The sequence below is a fragment of the Desulfobulbus oralis genome, from assembly GCF_002952055.1.
Taxonomy (GTDB): domain Bacteria; phylum Desulfobacterota; class Desulfobulbia; order Desulfobulbales; family Desulfobulbaceae; genus Desulfobulbus; species Desulfobulbus oralis.
This window is the reverse complement of record NZ_CP021255.1, coordinates 236,440-253,535: the sequence shown is the minus strand read 5'-3', so window position 1 is coordinate 253,535 and position 17,096 is coordinate 236,440. Positions and strand designations below refer to the sequence as shown.

Annotated in this window: 14 protein-coding genes; 9 read left to right on the top strand and 5 right to left on the bottom strand. The window is 59.9% G+C overall.

The annotated features are described in order from the left end of the window. Nucleotides 1-528 precede the first annotated feature (528 nt). Nucleotides 529-2,673, top strand: coding sequence for a peptidase domain-containing ABC transporter (locus CAY53_RS00995; RefSeq protein WP_425430783.1), 2,145 nt, complete (start codon nucleotides 529-531; stop codon nucleotides 2,671-2,673). Nucleotides 2,674-2,699: 26 nt separating this feature from the next. On the opposite strand, the gene CAY53_RS00990 is transcribed toward CAY53_RS00995, so the two are convergent. Beyond that, nucleotides 2,700-2,963, bottom strand: coding sequence for a type II toxin-antitoxin system RelE family toxin (locus CAY53_RS00990; protein ID WP_104935556.1), 264 nt, complete (start codon nucleotides 2,961-2,963; stop codon nucleotides 2,700-2,702). Then, nucleotides 2,950-3,183: an RH3 domain-containing protein gene (locus tag CAY53_RS00985; protein WP_104935555.1), complete on the bottom strand. Its 234-nt coding sequence runs from the start codon at nucleotides 3,181-3,183 to the stop codon at nucleotides 2,950-2,952. The genes CAY53_RS00990 and CAY53_RS00985 overlap by 14 nt, the downstream gene beginning before the upstream one ends. Nucleotides 3,184-3,314: 131 nt before the next feature. Here CAY53_RS00985 and CAY53_RS00980 point away from each other — a divergent pair, with 131 nt between their 5' ends. From CAY53_RS00980 to CAY53_RS00970, 3 genes are all read left to right on the top strand, one after another. Next, nucleotides 3,315-4,673, top strand: a complete 1,359-nt coding sequence (locus tag CAY53_RS00980) for an HlyD family type I secretion periplasmic adaptor subunit (protein WP_181040337.1) — start codon at nucleotides 3,315-3,317, stop codon at nucleotides 4,671-4,673. Beyond that, a complete protein-coding gene (locus CAY53_RS00975) occupies nucleotides 4,673-5,794 on the top strand; it encodes an adhesin (protein WP_104935553.1) in 1,122 nt (373 codons plus the stop codon). Before CAY53_RS00980 ends, CAY53_RS00975 begins: the two co-directional genes overlap by 1 nt. A gap of 544 nt (nucleotides 5,795-6,338) precedes the next feature. Further along, nucleotides 6,339-6,503 carry a hypothetical protein gene (locus CAY53_RS00970; RefSeq protein ID WP_181040335.1) on the top strand — a complete coding sequence of 55 codons (165 nt, stop codon included), beginning with the start codon at nucleotides 6,339-6,341 and terminating at the stop codon, nucleotides 6,501-6,503. Between the two features lie 58 nt (nucleotides 6,504-6,561). Here CAY53_RS00970 and CAY53_RS00965 read toward each other — a convergent pair whose 3' ends face one another. Both CAY53_RS00965 and CAY53_RS00960 read right to left on the bottom strand, forming a co-directional pair. Further along, a complete protein-coding gene (locus CAY53_RS00965; protein ID WP_104935552.1) occupies nucleotides 6,562-7,149 on the bottom strand; it encodes an IS630 family transposase in 588 nt (195 codons plus the stop codon). A gap of 14 nt (nucleotides 7,150-7,163) precedes the next feature. Continuing rightward, entirely contained in the window at nucleotides 7,164-7,505 is a 342-nt protein-coding gene (locus tag CAY53_RS00960; protein ID WP_104935551.1) for a helix-turn-helix domain-containing protein, read from the bottom strand. 209 nt (nucleotides 7,506-7,714) lie between these two features. Here CAY53_RS00960 and CAY53_RS13650 point away from each other — a divergent pair, with 209 nt between their 5' ends. From CAY53_RS13650 to CAY53_RS00945, 4 genes are read left to right on the top strand one after another with little or no spacing between them, the layout of a single operon-like run. Continuing rightward, nucleotides 7,715-7,849: a hypothetical protein gene (locus CAY53_RS13650; RefSeq protein WP_281261034.1), complete on the top strand. Its 135-nt coding sequence runs from the start codon at nucleotides 7,715-7,717 to the stop codon at nucleotides 7,847-7,849. Between the two features lie 29 nt (nucleotides 7,850-7,878). Beyond that, the gene (locus tag CAY53_RS00955) at nucleotides 7,879-8,661 is read left to right on the top strand and encodes a hypothetical protein (RefSeq protein ID WP_104935550.1); all 783 of its coding nucleotides are present in this window, start codon (nucleotides 7,879-7,881) and stop codon (nucleotides 8,659-8,661) included. Between the two features lie 44 nt (nucleotides 8,662-8,705). Beyond that, complete coding sequence (locus tag CAY53_RS00950; protein ID WP_104935549.1) at nucleotides 8,706-9,527, top strand: hypothetical protein; 822 nt, start codon at nucleotides 8,706-8,708, stop codon at nucleotides 9,525-9,527. Nucleotides 9,528-9,556: 29 nt separating this feature from the next. Beyond that, on the top strand, nucleotides 9,557-10,630 hold the full coding sequence (locus CAY53_RS00945; protein WP_146106349.1) for a hypothetical protein: 1,074 nt from the start codon (nucleotides 9,557-9,559) through the stop codon (nucleotides 10,628-10,630). Here CAY53_RS00945 and CAY53_RS00940 read toward each other — a convergent pair. Then, nucleotides 10,611-11,379, bottom strand: a protein-coding gene (locus CAY53_RS00940; RefSeq protein ID WP_104935547.1) for an IS5 family transposase whose coding sequence is annotated in 2 segments (ribosomal slippage) — nucleotides 10,611-11,061 and nucleotides 11,060-11,379 — 771 coding nt in all. Because the reading frame shifts where the segments join, the coding sequence is not laid out codon by codon here. The two genes, CAY53_RS00945 and CAY53_RS00940, sit on opposite strands and share 20 nt — an antisense overlap. A 189-nt stretch (nucleotides 11,380-11,568) precedes the next feature. On the opposite strand from CAY53_RS00940, the gene CAY53_RS00935 reads away from it, so the two are divergent. Next, the gene (locus CAY53_RS00935) at nucleotides 11,569-16,983 is read left to right on the top strand and encodes a calcium-binding protein (protein ID WP_146106348.1); all 5,415 of its coding nucleotides are present in this window, start codon (nucleotides 11,569-11,571) and stop codon (nucleotides 16,981-16,983) included. Nucleotides 16,984-17,096: the final 113 nt, after the last annotated feature.

Genomic DNA, 17,096 nt, shown 5'->3' with positions numbered 1-17,096 from the left:
ATGGCCCTGCCTCCACGCTCCTGTGGGGGCAGGGCTTTCTGTCCATGGCGGCATGGGTGCCGGGCGCTCGGGTCTGTGCCGGCGTGCCATGGCGTCCTTTTCATCCTCAACACCCCAGGGGGTGCGGCATTGGAATCCGCCGGTTTTGATCAGGCTGCCGTCCAGGGCGGGCAGAGCGGCCTTCTGGCCTGCTGCCAGTATCTGGCGAAGACCCTGGATGAAGCGGGGTTCGAGGCGGCGCTCTCCGCGCTTCATGAACCGGCGGGAGCAGCAGGCTGTAAACAGCTGTTTCAGCAGGTGCTGGAACTGGCGCGTCTCTCTGGCCTGCGGCCCCAGGTGGCCCGGCTGAACCAGGAGCAGTTGGCGGGACTGGCCGGTCGTCTGCCGGTGATTGTGGAGCTGAAGAACGGCAGCTATCAGGTTCTTGTCGGCATGAACCAGAGCAGGGCCCGGCTGTCTCTCATGAGCCCTGGGGCCCAGGAAGAGCAGACAGGTCTGGAAGCGTTCGGTCAGCTCTGGACAGGCGGCATGCTCTTTTTTGAACAGGTCAACACCGCCCTGATCTGCTTTGTTCTGATTGCCGGGGAGCACAAAATCGAGCTGAGCCGGGATCGTCTGGTCCACGAATATGGCTTGAGCCGGCGGGAGATACCTGAAAAAACCCTGCTGCGCATGGCCAGGGACCTTGGCCTGCGGGCGCGGAGCCTGCGCGCGTCCTGGCGGGATCTGGCCAGACTGGGCAAGGCCTTTCCGGTTCTGGCGCGTCTGAAAAACGGCCGTCATGTGGTGCTGACGGGTCTGGGCAGGGACAGGGCAGGAAAGCCGCTGCTTGGCCTGTACGATCCCTTGAGCAGGGAGGGGCACCTGCGCATGGGGGAAGAGGCGTTCTCCGCGCTCTGGGGAGGGGAACTCTGCCTGTTCAAGCGGGTGTACCGGCTGGGCGACGAGGAGCAGCCCTTTTCCCTGCGCTGGTTCATTCCGGAGTTTCTGCGTCAGAAAGCGACGTTTTTCGATGTGGGGCTGTCGGTGCTCTTCATCAACCTGATTGCCCTGGTGACGCCCCTGTTTTTTCAGATAGTGATCGACAAGGTGCTGGTGAACCAGGCCTTCACCACGCTGCAGGTGCTGGGGATAGGCATGAGCGTGGCGCTGCTGGTGAACGCCTGCCTGGATTTTCTCAGGGACTACCTGCTGCTGCACGCCACCAACAAGATCGATCTGCGGGTGACGGCCCGCACCTTCCGGCACCTTTTGCATCTGCCGCTGGACTTTTTCGAGCACATCACCGCGGGCGTGCTGACCCAGCACATGCAGCAGACGGCGAAGATCCGGCAGTTTCTCTCGGGCAGCGTGTTTCTGACCCTGCTGGAGGCCAGCTCGCTCTTTGTGTTTCTGCCCTTTCTGTTTTTCTACAGCGTCAGACTGACTGGGATTGTGCTGGTGATCACCGCTCTGATCACCCTGGTGATTGGGCTTTTGATCCGGCCCTTCAGGCGGCGTCTGGATGCGCTTTATGAGGCGGAGTCGAAGCGTCAGGCCATGCTGGTGGAAACGATTCACGGGATTGCGACGGTCAAGGCCATGGCGATCGAGCCGCTGCTGCGGGGCCAGTGGGAGCAGAAGGTGGCGGCTGCGGTGAGCATGCAGTTCAGGGTGGGCAGGATCTCGATTACCGCCCGCAGCCTGACCCAGTTTCTGGAGCGGATGATGACGGTGATCCTGATCTGGGTGGGCGCTGGTCTGGTTTTTGACGGCAGCCTGAGCGTGGGTGCGCTGATTGCCTTTCAGATGCTGGCGGGCCGGGTGACCTCGCCCCTGGTGCGTCTGGTGGGTCTGATCCACCAGTACCAGGAGGCGGCGCTTTCGGTGGAGAAGCTGGGGGTGGTGATGAACGCGCGCGAGGAGTGGGGGGCGGATCGGCACGGGGCCAGGCCCTCGCTCATGGGCGACATCCAGTTCGAGCGGGTGAGCTTCCGCTATGGGCCGGACCTGCCCGTGGCCTTGCAGGAGATTTCGCTTGTGATTCCTGCGGGCAGCATGCTGGGGATCGTGGGGCCGAGCGGTTCGGGCAAGACCACGCTCACCCGGATGCTGCAGAAGGTGTATTTTCCGTCCACCGGCACGATCCGGATCAACCAGTGCTATCTGAACGAGCTGGACACCGCGCATCTCCGGCAGCACATGGGGGTGGTGCTGCAGGAGAATTTTCTGTTTCGGGCGACAGTGGCGGAGAACATCCGTGCCGGGCAGTCGGCGGCCACCCGGGAGGCGATCATCCATGCGGCGATTCTGGCCGGAGCGGACGAGTTCATCGTGAATCTGCCCCAGGGCTACGACACGCTTTTGGAGGAGGGGGCGAAGAATCTGTCGGGCGGGCAGCGCCAGCGTCTGGCGATTGCGCGGGCGCTTTTGACCCAGCCGGAGATACTGATTCTGGACGAGGCCACGAGCGCTTTGGATCCGGAGAGCGAGGCGATTGTGCGGGCCAACCTGAAGGACATTGCCAGGAACCGGACGGTGCTGGTGGTCTCGCACCGGCTCTCCATGCTGAAGGAAGCGGACAGCATCATCGTGCTGGATCGGGGTACTGTGGTGGGCCATGGCCCGCACAGTGCCCTGCTCGGGGACTGCGCGCTGTACAGCAAGCTCTGGCATCAGCAGATGGAGCTGTAGGGCGCTGCCCCGGGAAAACCGCATGGTCAGCGTTTTCTGTAGACTTCGCGGCGATGCCCGATTTTAACCACCGTCACCAGCAGAGCCTGATCCTGGATTTCGTACACAATGCGGTAAACTCCCTGGCGGACGCGGTACCAGGCCTGATTGCTCAGCTTTTCGTACCCCGCAGGGCGGGGATTGTCGGCCAGGGATGCAATACGCCGGAGCAGGAGAGCCAGATCCTGTTTGGGCAGTCGGCGCAGATCCCTGGCAACCGATTGTCTGAACCTGAGTTCATATCTGGCCATGCCGTTTCAGATCCTGCAACAGTTCCTGATAGCTCATGGTTGGTTCTGCGCTTCGCTCGCCAAAGGCGGCCAGATCGGCCTGATCTTCGGCCAGGGCCTGACGCACGGCATCGTTGACAAGATCGGACAGGCTGCGGTTGGAGTGGATGGCTTTGAGCTTCAGGGCAGCATGGAGCCGGGCTTCGAAGTAGATGGTGGAACGCCTGGACAATTCGCTCATGATAATGCCTCCTTGTTCGCATTCATCTGAGCAATGTGGCGTTTTAACATTATGGCGTCAAGGGATTTTATGGGCTGCAGCCCGGGAAAGGTTTGCCGCTCGAGCAGCCCGGTGAACAGGAGGAGATGGGGATGGGCAATCTGGATCGTGAGCTTCTGGAGTATCAGCCGGATGCGGCGGCGATCGAGGCAGGCGGTGTTCCGGGCGGGGCGCGCTGGGTGCTGTACGTGATTCTGGCGGCGATAGTGGCGCTGGTTGTGGGGGCGATAGTGTTCCGGGTTGACCGGATCGTGGTGGCAGAGGGGGAGCTGATCACCAGCGCGCCTGCCATTGTGGTGCAGCCGCTGAATACGGCGGTGATCCGGAGCATCGAGGCCAGAGTGGGGGATGCGGTGGAGGCGGGGCAGTTGCTGGCGACCCTGGATGCGACCTTTGCCAGTGCGGATCTGGGGCAGTTGGAGAAGCAGGCCCATGCTCTGGCGGCGCAGCTCAGGCGGATAGAGGCGGAGCTTGGGGGCGGGGATTTCCGGGCCAGACCGGAGGAGGCGGGGGACGGTCTTCTGCAGGAGCAGGTGCTGAGGCAGCGGCGGCAGGTGGTGGCGGAGACGCGGCGTCTGAATGCGGACAAGGTGGCGGCGCTGGAGGCGAAACTGGCCCAGAATGGGGTTCAGCAGGCGGGTCAGGAGCGACAGGGCAAGGTGCTGCGGGACATGGAGGGCACAGCGGCGCGTCGGCTGAAGGGGGAGGATGAGACGCAGAGGCGGCTTCGTCTGATCGAGGCCAGGAAGGCGCGGGTCGAGGTGGAGAATGTGCTGGGCAACCTGCGTGCCGAGGCCGAGGTGACCCGGCAGGAGCTGAAGGAGGCTCGTTCGGAGTGGCGGCGTTTTGTGGAGGAGCGTCAGGCTGATCTTCTGGAACAGGCGGTGGAGTTGCGGCGTGAGCACAACCGGGTTGAGGAGGAGCTGCACAAGGCGCGTCGGATGCATGAGCTGATCGAGCTGAGGGCCCCGGCCCGTGGGGTGGTGCTGCAGGCGGCGGAGCGCTCGGTGGGTTCGGTGATTCAGCAGGCCGAGCCGTTCATGGTGCTGGTGCCGCGGGGCACGGTGCTGGAGGCGGAGGTGGAGGTGGCGTCCAGAGACATTGGCCGGATCAGGGAGGGTGATACGGCGCGGATCAAGCTCGATGCCTTTCCCTTTCAGCGGCATGGGGTTCTGCCCGGAGCGGTGCGGGTGATCAGCGAAAACGCCTTTGCCCGTGCTTCTGGGGAAGAGCTGCTTAAGGGAGAAGAAGCCCACCCGGCTGGGGGCGCGGCCTTTTACCGCTGCCGGATCACCCTGCTGGACAGCAAATTGCAAAAGGTTCCGGCAGGCTTTCGTCTGCTGCCGGGGATGAAGCTGCGTGCGGAGATCAAGGTGGGGACGCGCTCAGTGATTTCGTATTTTCTCTATCCCGTTATCCGGGCTTTGGACGAGGGGCTGCGCGAGCCGTGATGAAAAAGTCGGTTTTTCCGGGCAGGCGTGGTCTGCCGTGGTGTTTTGGTTTGCTTTCTGTTTTGTTCTGTGTGCTGCAGCTCTCCGGCTGTGCGGCCCTGACGGGCATACCCGGTCATGGCGGGGGCAAGCGCTTTGCCATCGAGCAGGAGCTGGTTGCGGCGGCCACGCGGACGGCGATCAGGCAGATCGATCTTGGGGCGATCCGGGGGCGGAAGGTGAACATCTATGTGAACGCCATGGGCGACACCGGGGCCGGGAACCTGACTGGGGGGCGCTTTTCCATTGTCTCGCAGTTGCACGGGTATTACCAGCAGCAGCCGCAGGTGAAGGAAACGTATATTTACCCGCGCTACGAGAGCAGTTCGACCACGACATCGAGCAGCAGTTCGACTACGGAGAACAGCGGGGGCCTGTCTTCCGGCAGCAGCACCCGGACGCATGGCACCCAGACCACGACGAGCTCGAGTCTGCTGGCGTCGCCCAGCGAGAAGCGCGCGGTCACGCGGGGCGGTGCGGCGCAGGCGCAGTTGGGGCTGCAGTACGAGGGACTGGGAGCGTATCACAACTCGGAGGAGTTCAACACGGAGGATCTGCAGTTTCTGACGGCGATTGTGCAGACCTATCTGTTCCTGGAGGGGGTGCAGGTGGTGGCGCCGTCTGAGGCCGAGGTGGATGTGTACATCACGGTGGATGTGTTTGGCACGGTGTATACGCGTGTGGACTGGTTTGTGGCGAACAACGAGATTCTCAGGGCCAGGACGGGGCTGGAGGTCTTTGCGGTGGAGACGGAGAGCGGGGCGTTGCTGATGTCGCCGCAGCAGGCTGTTGCGGATGCTGAGTACAACGAGCAGTACATTCTGTGGGCGGGGCCGGTGCGGATCCGGAAGTCGGTGCAAAAGGGAGAGCCTTTGCTGGCGGATTTCAGGGATGCCGGTGCGGGGCGAGAGGGGGCCTTTGGGGCCGAGCGTGTGCTGCGGGTTCCAGTGCCCTTTCAGCATGAACTGGGAGAGCGCCGTGCGGCCCGGGCCCGGGCCAGAGAGGCGAAGGCGGACCCTGCTAACCCTGAAAAGCAGCGGAAACGCTTCAGAAAAAGACGGCCCGCCGCTCCTGGGGAATAGAAAAGGCCGGACAGGGCCGGTGCGGGGCGGGCGATGATCTGCTGCTTGGCGACGGGCACTATCAGGTGCTCATGCAGTATCACCGGCTCTCGGGCGCACCGGTGGCGCGGGAATGCCTGCGTTCATGTTTCTGCTCTGGCTTTTGACGGGTGTTTCAGAAATATTGTCTGAGCTGCCCCTCAGGAGGCATGATCAAGAATGTTTCTGCCGGTATGCCTGGCGCATGGGTGATGATTCCCGGACCTTGCCGCAAAATGACCTGAGCCGGGTGGCATGCCGCGGACAGGGGAGTCGAAAGGGCGGTGCGGGCCCGGATTCCCAATCTGCTGGATTTTTTCTTTTTTTCCCTGTTTTTCCTTCCTTTTTTGCTTGTCCGGCATACAGCATGTGGTAGAAGTACCTGAAAGGGTGGCCCATGGGCCGGAGCAGAGATTTTTCATCACTTCCCAAGAGGAAGCATTATGGCCTTTTTGAATGAGTACATCTCAAAAGAGGACGAAAAAAGTTTTTTCTGGACGATGACCAAAATTTAAGCCCTCCAAGCGTGACCTGGACATTTTTTGGCTTCAATCCCCGCTTTGCGCCCATTCCTCCCGAAGAAGAGCAGGCCAGGGTACTGCAACTGCTGAAAGAACTGTTGACAGCCTATGGTTTTTTTGGCGTACACGATCAGCAACCGAATACCACCATTACCTTTACCAGTTTTTAACAGGGAGAACATGCCATGAGTTTTGACCATGCAGCCTATCAGGCGGAATTAGAGCGTTTTAACTTTGAAAATTACTATACCCACATGAAGCGAACCAGCCTTTGGCATCGCTTGCGGTGACCTTGTCCAGGGCCTGGCCAATGGCGGTAAAAAGCTCGTCTGTGTTCCATGCTTTGAAGCCTCGCAAAAGCTGTTTCACCTTGCTCCACATCTTTTCTATCGGGTTCAAATCCGGGCTGTACGCAGGCAGGAAAAGCACTCGTGCTCCGCGCGCTGCAATCGCCTGCTGCGCTGTCGGAGATTTATGCGCACGCAAATTGTCCATCACAACCACATCACCCTCTTTCAGCGCAGGCGCAAGACTCTCCTTTACGTATGCTTCAAAGGTGCGCCTGTCCAACGCGCCAGCAAACACCAGACATTCCGTGGTGCCATCAAGGCGAATGGAGGACAGCATGGTCACCGTTTTCCAGCGACCATCCGGCGCATGGTCGAAGCACCGCTCGCCCAGAGGCGCACGACCGTACAGGCGCGTCATATTCGTTTTTGCGCCGCTTTCGTCCAGAAACACCAGATGCTCGCACGGCGTTTCATCCTGCACCCTGCGCCACTCTTCACGGGCCTGGACAATGTCTGCCCGTTCCACCTGTTCACTGGCCTTTAACGTCTTTTTTTAAACGTGAGCCCCAGTCTGGCCAGCGTATTGGACACCGTGGGCAGAGAACAGTTTTTGCCAAAATGCGTCCTGATTTCTTCAAGGGTCATATCGGGCTGTTTCCGCACAAGCTCCCGTAACTGCTGTTGCTCCCCGGCTGTGAACGCCGGCGCTCTGTGGCCTCGCGGCAACGACGTGATCCGGCCTTCCTTTTTGAAGGTCCGCATCCAGTTACCAATGGTGGTCGTGGTGTAGCCAAACATTTTGGCCACTTCTTCCCGCGTGAACTCCCCTGACTGATACACTGCCACCGCACGCTGGCGAAAATCTTTACCGGCTATTTTCATAAGCTCTGTGCCGTTGAAATAATATGGTAAAAGTCATTGTTAAAATGCTCTAGATGCCAAGGTCAGCCAAGTGCTGAATCATCGGCGACAAATACCTGCTTGTAGGCAATGTCCCGGAAGCGCCGCGCATCGAGAACGGGATTCTGCTCGGAGCGCTTCAGACCGCGGGCAGAGAGGCGCATGGGGCAGTGTTTCACGAGAAGGAGGGGGTGGCCACAGTCCATCAATTCACGGCACGCGTGCTGCCCACGCTCAACCGCCTGCCCAGGAAGTGGCAGGACTATGAATGCGTGTACCGCCGGATCGAGCCGCAGTGGTTCATCGGCATGTGCAACGGCCATTAGGCCATGAACAACTTTTTATGGAGGACAGTATGGCAAGGCAGAGCGATGTGAGCGCCGTCCGCCAGGGAAAGGTCATGCAAGGCTGCCGCGGCTTCCTGATGCGGAACTGGGTCTGGCTGGCTGCGGGCAGCGGGCTTTTCTCCTGTTTCTACTGCATGCTGTACTACTACCTGCTTGTCTGGAATCCCCTGCCGAGCGACGAGGAAATGATTGCGAATTTCAGGGCACACCGGGCGGACTTTGTCGAGGCGGTGCGGCGTTACCGGGAGTATCCTGCCGACTATACACCCTGGGACTGGTACAAGGAGGACGACACCCTGGAACTCTTCAACAGGGCGGGTATTGACAACATTGACTCTGCAATTGACGTTTGGTTCCCCGACCCCTATGCCGTGGCAACGGCCGTCAGGCGGGACAAGGAGGAGCAGAAGCTGCCGCCCTCCAGGCTTGATAAGTACAGCGGCCTGCGTATTCAGCCCGCAACGACTCCGAGAATCGACCATCCTGATCGGAGCGATACCAGCAGGCACTACCATGGCAGCCTGCTCTTCGGCGTGATCTGGAAGGATTACCACTTTTTCCCGGAAGCGCCGCGCATCGAGAACGGGATTCTGCTCGGAGCGCTTCAGACCGCGGGCAGTGGGGCGCATGGGGCAGTGTTTCACGAGAAGGAGGGGGTGGCCACAGTCCATCAATTTACGGCACGCGTGCTGCCCACGCTCAACCGCCTGCCCAGGAAGTGGCAGGACTATGAATGCGTGTACCGCCGGATCGAGCCGCAGTGGTTCATCCGTATGTGCAACGGCCATTAGGCCATGAACACAACATTAGCCATCTTTCCCAGGAATCGGGCCTTATGCTGACTTTTTTCGTCTATGTTCTGGTCGATGTTACGTGGTATCTCGTGCTTCCACTTGCTGCGCCGTTTATAGGCTACAGGCTGGCCAGGAAAAAATTTGGTCTGTCTGGCATCAAGGCGGCGGGTATCGCCTTGGCAGTCTTTCTGTGCCTCATGGGCTGCAACTACTACCGCCTGTTGATCTGGAATCCGCTGCCGAGCGACGAGGAGATGATTGCGAATTTCAGGGCACACCGGGCGGACTTTATCGAGGCGGTGCGGCGTTACCGGGAGTATCCTGCCGACAATACCCCCTGGGACTGGTACAAGGAGGGCGACACCCTGGAACTCTTCAACAGGGCGGGTATTGACCACATTGCGCATGGTTTTGGCGTCTGGTACCCCGACCCCTATGCCGTGGCAACGGCCGTCAGGCGTGAACGGAAGAGACGGGAACTGCCGCCCTTTGCCGCGTTTGATAAGTACGGGGACCTGCGTATTCAGCCCGCAACGACTCCGAGAATCAAGCATCCTGATCGGAGTGATACCAGCAGGCACTACCGTGGCAGCCTGCTCTTCGGCGTGATCTGGAAGGAGTACTATTTTTTCTCGGAAGTGCCGCGCATCGAGAACGGAATTCTGCTCGGACCGCTTCAGACCACGTACAGAGAGGAGCATGGGGCAGTGTTTCACGAGAAGGAGGGGGTGGCCACAATCCATCAATTCACGGCGCGCGTGCTGCCCACGCTCAACCGTCTGCCCAGGAAGTGGCAGGACTATGAATGCGTGTACCGCCGGATCGAGTCGCAGTGGTTCATCGGCATGTGCAACGGCCATTAGGCCATGAACAACTTTTTATGGAGGGCAGTATGGCAAAGCTCAGGTATATGTACAGCGCCACCAACGAAACCTACAAGGACAGCGCCTTCACGTTTATCAGGGATGCGAAGGAGGCGATTGATTTCGCCGCACAGACGACCGGCATTTCCGCCGGGGCGATTGCAGGCGCCATGGCCGAGGAGAACACGGCCTATGACTGGAAAGATGACCTGCTTGACAGGTATGCCAAATCCAGGATGCTCTCTTCTTTGGGGGCAGCCACGCTCCCTCTGGTTATGGATGGCCCGGAACGTGACGCTGCCGAAGTTTGGCTGAGCACCTACCATGCGGAACTTGCAACAGAGCGTTCACATGCCGAATGGCAGGATCTCTATAGAGAAGCCCGGGAGTTTCAGGGCAAACCCACGCTGATGGACAAAATTCTCAACCCGGCGCTGATCGATGCCGGCCCGGGTAACTTCAAGATCGCCACTGCGATCGACCTGATTGTGCAGCATGCTGGCAAAGAGCAGTATAAGGCTCTGAACCTGGAACCCTACCTCAACGACTATGCAAGACTCGTCAATGATTTGATGCACCCTGGCGGCGAGCTGACGGCCAAGCTCTATGGTCTGTACATGAAGGAGCATGCCGAGGCGTTTTTCAGGAACAACAGCGCCTATGCCGGCCAGTGGGACGATCTGCCCCAGAGCCTGCGCGACGCCCTGCTGGTGACCTACACCAACCTGGGCGAGGAGAAGATGCAACAACTCATCAAGAGCCCCTATGAACCGCAGCCCGCGCTGACCTCCGGCGGCGGTATGAACCATCTGCGCAATGCCCAGGCGATAGGGCGTGCCATAGGCTTGGAGGGCTATGGCCAGGATGCGGAGGCGGTGGTCGGGGCAGAGGATCTGGTCAATCTGGCGAAACGGGACGATGCCACTGGTCTGGCTGCGCGCTATGCCCTGGCCAGGCTGCGCCACGTGGTGGTGGAGACCGGGGTGGATATCGCCAGGCACAACCAAAACGGGGAGCTGGATCTGTACGATGCCAACACAGCTCCAAACGGCATGAGCGAACAGTATCTAGGCTCAGGCCTCATTAATCGAGATAGAATATGACGGAAGCCGCGAGGCACAGAGCTGAAAAGAAGGTATGCGCGCAGCGGTCATAACGCATGGCTATTCTCCGCCAGTCTTTGATCCTGCCAAACATGATCTCGATCTTATGCCGCTGTTTATACAGATCTTTATCGTACGGGCAGGGTCTCTTCCGGCTCCGTCTGGGCGGGATGCAGGGCGTAATGCCTCTGGCACGCAGGGCATCACGGAACCAGTCGGCGTCATAACCACGGTCCGCCAGCAGCGCCCTGGCCTCAGGCAAAGCATCTATGGCGTCCATAAGCAGGGCGGCTCCCTTGTAGTCGCTCACCTGGCCTTCTGTGAGCGTCATGGCCAGGGGCCTGCCGTGACCGTCGCAAAGGGCATGGAGTTTGGAGTTCAGCCCACCCTTTGTGCGGCGCCGATGCAGCGGGAAAGAGCCCTTTTTTGAGCAAACTGGCGGCGGTACGATGAGCCTTGAGGTGGGTCGCATCGATCATTACCTGGCCATCCTGTCCCGCTGTTTTTGCCAATTCGGTAAAAATATTGTTGAAGACGCCCATCCGGCTCCAGCGCAAAAAACGATTGTAGAGCGTCTTGTACGGGCCATACTCGCGCGGCGCGTCTTTCCACTGCAGGCCATGTTTGATGACATAAATGATGCCGCTGATGACTTTCCGGTCATCGACCCGCGGAATACCATGTGAACGTGGGAAGAAGGGCTTGATACGTTCGAGTTGTTCGGCAGAAAGGTAGAAAAGTTGGCTCATGGCGTCCTCCTTGAGCACAACTAACCAGATTTTCTGCTTTTTGGCAAGTAATGAGGCCTGAGCCTAACAGACCGGGCGTCATTTCTTGTGGCGGCTGTTCAGGCAGGGGTTGAGAATGCCACCATCTCGGCTGACAAAATTTATTACCTGGATGCAGCCTCAGGTCTTGAGCTTCAACCCTTTGAGCTGGTGCAAAAGTATGACAACACCGGGCTTCCCTATTGGGAGGAGCTGCCAGTTGCCGGCGCTCCCCGCTACATTTTCGGCTCGAACAATGGGGATACATACGACGGCCGCTTCTACAATGTGGTACAGCATGTGTATGGCGGCGCTGGTGACGACAGTATCAAGACAGGCGGAGGGGCTGATCATCTTGATTCCGGCACTGGTCGAAACATCCTCGAGGGGGGCCGGGGTTTTGACACCTATGTTCTGCAGGATGACGGCTCCCCGGACATCATCCGGGATGAGGACGGCCAGGGAGTGATCCGGGTTGGCAAGGAAGCGGTACGGGGTGCCTTCACCAACACGAAGGAGCGGCCGGATCTGTTCAGCTCGGCAGACGGCAGGTGGCAACTGCGCTATGGCGACAGCGAGGCCTGGGAGCTATCGCAGAAGGGGCAGGATGGCTCGTATCGGGTGGTGGCGCGTCTGGCCGGCTGGAAGAGCGGCGATCTGGGGCTGGAGACGATGCATGTGGCGGGTTCTGATTATATCAACGCGGACATGCACCAGTTTGATCGGTTTTATCTGGCGATCAGCCTGAAGGGCGCGCCGAAAGGCGGGCGGATTGTTGGCAGCAAGCGCAACGACTATCTCACTGGCAGTGAACACAGGGACTGGATCGAGACCGGGGACGGGGCGACGAATCTGGTATTTGGCTATGGGGGTGACGACGATATCCGGGGCGGAACGGGGATGGATTACATCCGCGCGGGTAGGCAGGGGCGGCTTGCCGCGGGTCAAACGGACAATGATCAGGTTGAAGGCGGCGGCAACAGTGATGTGCTCTACGGTGGTGCGGGTGCGGATAGCCTGTACGGGGGGCTGATCGGGGAGGATATCGAGCGGCCCGGCCAGGAGAATCAGGCGGGTGACTGGATAGCCGGGGAAGAAGGAGCAGACCATATTACCGGCAGCGGGTCCAGAGACTTTCTGTTTGGGGGTAGTCATGGGGATACCATCAGGGCAGGGGCGGGAGATGATTTGATTCTGGGGGATGGGCATTACCAGATACGCCTGCAGACCCAGACTCTGACAGGCTCGCTCAACGGTATTCCGGTGGCGCACGAGTATTTCTGGGACACAGCCACAGGCGAGATGCGGCAGATCCGCAACCTGAGCGATAGCATCGTGATGGTTCCCAGGGGGCAGATGTTTTACGGCTGGGGCTGGACTGTGGGGGCGGATTATGATTTTTCCTTTGCCCCTGGAATGAACCTGAGCCTGCAGACCCGTGTGGCGGCGGATCCGGGGGACGACTATATCGACGCCGGTTCCGGCAACGACTGGGTAGCGGGTCAGGCGGGCAGCGACGTTATCTATGGTGGGGACGGCGACGATATCCTGTACGGAGACGATGCCGTGGCTCTGCCGGAGGGCATGGCAGAAGGCGATGACATGCTGGTTGGGGGGAACGGCGCGGACAGGCTGTACGGTGGTGGCGGAGATGATCAGTTGTATGCCTCTGAAGACGACGGTGCAAAAGACCTGGTGTACGGCGGCGCGGGCCACGACGAGCTGTGGGCCGGCAGCGGCGGAGACGAGCTGTACGGCGAGGCTGGCAATGACACCCTGAATGCCGGTTCCGGGGGGAATACGCTGCTGGACGGCGGAACTGGCGACGATGTGTACTACAGCGGCGTTGGCGAATCGACCATGAGGGACGAGAGCGGCAATGACCGCTACCATCTGCAAAGGATGACGTTTGGGACAGCCGGTTCGGTGACCCGGATAGATGACCGGGACGGCAAGGGGAGTGTATGGCTGAACGGGCAGTTGGTCAGAGGCGAAGATCTGAGGATTGTGTCCGATACAGTCCGCCAGACAGCGGATGGCGGCTACACGCTGACCAAAGCCGGCAACACGCTGTATGTGACCATGGGTGGCCAAAAGGGACATGTGGAGATTCTGCACTGGCAGGATGGGGATCTGGGGATAAGTTTTCAGGGTGGTGAAACGCCGCCAGAGCCTCCGAAACCTGTCAACCACGAGCCGGTGTTGTCCACCCCGCTTGCGGATGCTGCGGGCAAGGCTGGGGAGGACTTCAGCTATGTGCTGGCGGCCGGGGCCTTCAGCGATCCGGACGGCGATGAGCTTTCGTACAGCGCGAGTCTGGCGGACGGTTCGGCGCTGCCCTCCTGGCTGAGCTTCGATGCGGCGAGCCGGACCTTCAGCGGCAGGCCGGGCGCGGCCGGAACCTGGGAGGTGAAAGTCGTGGCCTCTGACGGCGAGTACAGCGTGTCTGATGTGTTTACTGTAACGGTTGAGGCAGGTGCTGCGGCAAGCGTTATCCGGGGCACGAACAGCAGCGATGTTCTGAAGGGCACGGCTGCCGGAGAGATCCTGTTTGGCCTGGCGGGGAATGATACGCTGGATCCTGGCGGGGGCCGTGACCTGGCCCAGGGGATGGCTGGCAATGACAGCTATGTATTTTCAAAAGGTTATGGTCATGACACCCTCTTTGACAACTACTCTGAGTGGGACGGCGCCGAGTCGAGCTTTGCCGGAGTGGACAAACGGTACCATGCGGGCAACGACACGCTCATCATGCGGGATCTGAGTCGTGAGCAGGTTGTGATGCGGCTTTCTGGTGATGACCTCGAGATCGGCATTAAAGAGGAGGGCAAGGCCTTTTCCGGGCTTTCTGATGTGCTGACCATCAAAAACTGGCGGAACCCCAACAACCGCATCGAGACGATCCGGTTTACGGACGGCGACATCACCGCCCAGAACCTGACCGGCTACCTGACATTCGGCGACGAAGGGCAGAACTTCACCTGGACGGAGAGTGCGGCAGATCTCAGTCTGGGCTCTGGCAACGATACCATCACCACCGGCAACTATGGGGACACGGTTATCACCGGCAGCGGGGCGAACAAAGTGTTTACCTCTGGCGGCAATGACAGCATTCATGTCTCTGCCGGGGCTTCCGGTTCGATTGTTCAGGGCGGAGTGGGCAACGACAGCTACAGCTATGGCAGGGCCGGCGGCCGGGTGAGTCTCTTTGACAACTACTCTGAGTGGGACGGCGCCGAGTCGAGCTTTGCCGGAGTGGACAAGCGGTACCATGCGGGCAATGACACGCTCATCATGCGGGATCTGAGTCGTGAGCAGGTTGTGATGCGGCTTTCTGGTGATGACCTCGAGATCGGCATTAAAGAGGAGGGCAAGGCCTTTTCCGGGCTTTCTGATGTGCTGACCATCAAAAATTGGAAGAACGCCAACAACCGCATCGAGACGATCCAGTTTACGGATGCCAGGGTGACGATTGCCAACCTGAGCCTCGAGACCAGCGATATGGGCGACAGCCTGTCCTGGACAGACAGCGCGGTGCGTGTCACAGGCGGCTCTGGCAACGATACCATCACCACCGGCAACTATGGGGACACGGTTATCACCGGCAGCGGGGCGAACAAAGTGTTTACCTCTGGCGGCAATGACAGCATTCATGTCTCTGCCGGGGCTTCCGGTTCGATTGTTCAGGGAGGAGTGGGCAACGACAGCTACAGCTATGGCAGGGCCGGCGGCCGGGTGAGTCTCTTTGACAACTACTCTGAGTGGGACGGCGCGGAGTCGAGCTTTGCCGGAGTGGACAAGCGGTACCATGCGGGCAACGACACGCTCATCATGCGGGATCTGAGTCGTGAGCAGGTTGTGATGCGGCTTTCTGGTGATGACCTCGAGATCGGCATTAAAGAGGAGGGCAAGGCCTTTTCCGGGCTTTCTGATGTGCTGACCATCAAAAACTGGAAGAACGCCAACAACCGCATCGAGACGATCCAGTTTACGGATGCCAGGGTGACGATTGCCAACCTGAGCCTCGAGACCAGCGATATGGGCGACAGCCTGTCCTGGACAGACAGCGCGGTGCGTGTCACAGGCGGCTCTGGCAACGATACCATCACCACCGGCAACTATGGGGATACGGTTATCACCGGCAGCGGGGCGAACAAAGTGTTTACCTCTGGCGGCAACGACAGCATTCATGTCTCTGCCGGGGCTTCCGGTTCGATTGTTCAGGGAGGAGCGGGCAATGACAGCTACAGCTATGGCAGGGCCGGCGGCCGGGTGAGTCTCTTTGACAACTACTCTGAGTGGGACGGCGCGGAGTCGAGCTTTGCCGGAGTGGACAAGCGGTACCATGCGGGCAACGACACGCTCATCATGCGGGATCTGAGTCGTGAGCAGGTTGTGATGCGGCTTTCTGGTGATGATCTCGAGATCGGCATTAAAGAGGGGGGCAAGGCCTTTTCCGGGCTTTCTGATGTGCTGACCATCAAAAACTGGAAGAACCCCAACAACCGCATCGAGACGATCCGGTTTACGGACGGCGACATCACTGCCCAAAACCTGACCGGCTACCTGACATTCGGCGACGAAGGGCAGAACTTCACCTGGACGGAGAGTGCGGCAGATCTCAGTCTGGGCTCTGGCAACGATACCATCACCACCGGCAACTATGGGGATACGGTTATCACCGGCAGCGGGGCGAACAAAGTGTTTACCGCTGGCGGCAACGACAGCATTCATGTCTCTGCCGGGGCTTCGGGTTCGATTGTTCAGGGCGGAGCGGGCAACGACAGCTACAGCTATGGCAGGGCCGGCGGCCGGGTGAGTCTCTTTGACAACTACTCTGAGTGGGACGGCGCGGAGTCGAGCTTTGCCGGAGTGGACAAGCGGTACCATGCGGGCAACGACACGCTCATCATGCGGGATCTGAGTCGTGAGCAGGTTGTGATGCGGCTTTCTGGTGATGACCTCGAGATCGGCATTAAAGAGGAAGGCAAGGCCTTTTCCGGGCTTTCTGATGTGTTGACCATCAAAAACTGGAAGAACGCCAACAACCGCATCGAGACGATCCGGTTTACGGACGGCGACATCACCGCCCAGAACCTGAGCCAGTATCTGAGCTCTGACGGAAAAGCCCTGAACCTGAGTGGAGCCAGGGATGCATCCGGGAGCGGTGCGGATGCGGGACGAGCGGCCATGCTCTCCACTGACCGCAAGGCGCCCTTTGTCCTGGCAGAGGCAGCGGAGCCCTTGAAGGGTCTCCAGGGGCTGGGGGAATCCGGACCGGAGGGGGCGCGCCTGTGTCTGGACAGTCCGGAGGCCGAAGGGCCTGGGGATGCGCAAAAAGACCCTCTGCATCTGAGCCGGTCGGTGTTCGCGGCCCTTTCTGAAGCAGGCCCGCCTGCAGACAGCCTTTTTGTGGCCAATGCCACAGGCTCTGCCCTGGATGACCGGGACTGCATCCTCTACCACACCACGGCAGGGGCGCTTCGTCATGGCCTGGACGCTGCAAACGCAGGAGCTGCGATCCAGCTCTCCGGAGCGGATGAGCGGGAGAAGCCCAGGGTCAACGAGCTGTTTGCCGTTTGCTGAACCGGCGTTCCGGGCTGATTCTGGGGAGTACCGACACCAGAAGCCAGAGCTTTACGGCGGATGCGGAGCACAAAAACACCTGGCACGGCGGGGGCGTTGTTTATACATCAGGG